This is a genomic window from Nostoc sp. (genome assembly GCF_035638895.1).
In the GTDB taxonomy this organism is placed as follows: domain Bacteria; phylum Cyanobacteriota; class Cyanobacteriia; order Cyanobacteriales; family Nostocaceae; genus Nostoc.
In genome coordinates this window covers 1-2,342 of record NZ_DASQZC010000145.1, presented here as the reverse complement: position 1 = coordinate 2,342, position 2,342 = coordinate 1, and the positions used below count along the sequence as shown (strand labels likewise).

The following is a 2,342-nucleotide window of genomic DNA, read 5'->3' as shown; positions in this document are numbered from 1 at the left end:
TAAGTTTTAGCTGTTCTTCCATAAGCTTGCGCTGAGTAATATCTCGGATGACTCCAACTAAAAAGAAATTACCAGCTGAGTCTTTATGGAGCGATCGCTTAGTGGCAATTTGATGAGTCTGACCATCTGCATTGGTAAATTCTTCTTCATGTTCCTGGGGTTTTTGAGTCCTGAACACAAGATCATCCTGTTGTCGGAACACATCGGCCTCATGTTTAGGAAAAAAGTCATAATCTGACTTTTCAATTAACAACTTATTCGGATAACCGATAAATCGACAATACGCTTCATTTAAAACAATCCACTGATGTTGTTCATTTTTCACAAAAATTGGATCGGGAATCGTGTTGATTACGTGATGCAAAAATTCTTTAGAACGTTTCCATTCTTCCTGGATATGGGCAATATGACTAGTCATCCAAATAGCTGAACTGCCAAAACTTAACAGTGAGGGAATTAGCGGTATCCACCAACCGTACAAGAAAGCAAGGTACGCACTCAGGGTCAATACCAAGCAAGAAACTACGATGCTAAAAAGGCTCTTAGTTGCGTGTCTTATCCGCCATGTCGTCACAGTTCCCAGATAAGACCAGATAAAAATCCATAAGTATTCCACTAAGTCAGTCCAGACCTTGAGTAATGGTCGTCCTTGTAAAGCAGCTGAGATTAACTCACTAGTAAAATAAGCTTGCAGTTGAATACCAGGTAAAGGCTCTGCCGTACCCATTAGACTGCTGGAATAGGGAATGAATGCAAAATCATTGAGACTGGGTGCAGTGGAACCAATAAGTATAATCCGATCTTTTATGAAGTTTTCTTTGACTTTATCTGCCAGTACATCTTTCATGGATACCTGGCGAAAACTACACCATTCTCCAGATGAACTTTGACATTTAGGTTTTGGAAAATTAGTCAAAATTTGGTAGCCTCTAGCATCAGCTCGCACATAGCCACCATCATTAGGTTCAAAACGAGTAAATACTGCCTTACCCAATTGCAAATACTCAGGATTGTTTTTTGCTTTGCTGGGAGTAATATTTTCTGACTTTAAATACAATAAAGCCAACTTTAGAGCAAAACTTTCGTGTACCTGATTATTAACGTGCCAATATAACAAACTACGACGTACTTTACCATCGAGATCATATAGCACATTGTTAAAGCCTACTTGATCCTTATTTAGCCCCGGTGGAGGTGAAACATTAACGTTTTTGTCCTTTGCCAGTAGCTTAATACCAATTAAGTTAGGCACTAACTTATAAGCATTACGAAGTTCTTGATTCCCAGGCTCTACTGCCAAATCTCGGTAGATATCTAAGCCAATAGCACGGGGCTTGTGGACGTTCAATTTTTCTAACAACTGGGCAATATTTGCATCTGGAATCGGCCACGAACCTACTTCCTTTAAATCGGCTTCATCAATCCCTACGATGGTAATACGCTCTTCTGGCGGTTCATTTGGACGTAAGCGAAAAAATTGATCCAAACCTGCCAATTCCAAAGATTGTAATAATCCTATGAAGTGCAAAAGCAGGATGCAAAGTGCAATGCTGGCGGCAATAATCAATTCTTTGTGTCCTCGACCAAGCGATTGTTTCAGTTTAAAGATTGACTTCACAAAATGCTTGCCTAGCTGCTGATTCATTCCCATTACACTACTGGAGAGAAATATTCTCTATTTGCTATAGCTATTAGCTATTGGATTAACATAGTTCAAGAAGGAGCTAAATAGAGTTTCTAAGAGTTTTTCAATTTAGTAAGATTATTCAGGATATCGTGGCACTTATGATGTATTAACATATATTAAGACTAATTATTTTGCCAAACAGCAACTGGGACTTTTGTAGCTATCAGCACAAATTAAGTATAAATATTGTTGAAAGTGAGTTCAGTTGTGGGCTGGGCAGCGTTCGACTGAGCAGATCACGCCAAAGTCTTGCCTATCTCTGGTTACTGGGCGGGCAAGATGCCCACTCCACAATAAATAATTGGATATTTTTTTATTTGAAGTCCCTAAGCTATTTCTAGGCTTTTGTTGACACCAATAGATATTGGACAACACCTATTATCTATTACCAAAAAGAAAAAAGCCAACTGGAAACAGACTTTGCTGTATTCATCCAGTTGACTGGGTCTAAACTATACCGTAGGACTAGGTCAATTACTTGAAATACTTAAAGTTACGAGGGCCCGTGTAACCGGAAACTTTCGCTAGTTCCTCTAAGTTTTGGACTCCACTATAGCTTTTACCATTGATGATCCAAGTGGGGAAGCCTTCAATTTTTGCGGCTTTACACAGTTCGGGTTGAGCTTTGAGTCCATCGGGAGCGCATTCTACTTTA

Annotated in this window: 1 protein-coding gene and 1 pseudogene; both read right to left on the bottom strand. The window is 39.3% G+C overall.

The annotated features are described in order from the left end of the window. On the bottom strand, positions 1-1,645 hold a 1,645-nt coding region (locus tag VE944_RS07055), incomplete at its 3' end, for a CHASE2 domain-containing protein (RefSeq protein WP_324974306.1). A 516-nt stretch (positions 1,646-2,161) separates the two neighbouring features. Continuing rightward, positions 2,162-2,342: pseudogene (locus VE944_RS07050) on the bottom strand (vitamin K epoxide reductase family protein); the annotation flags it as partial.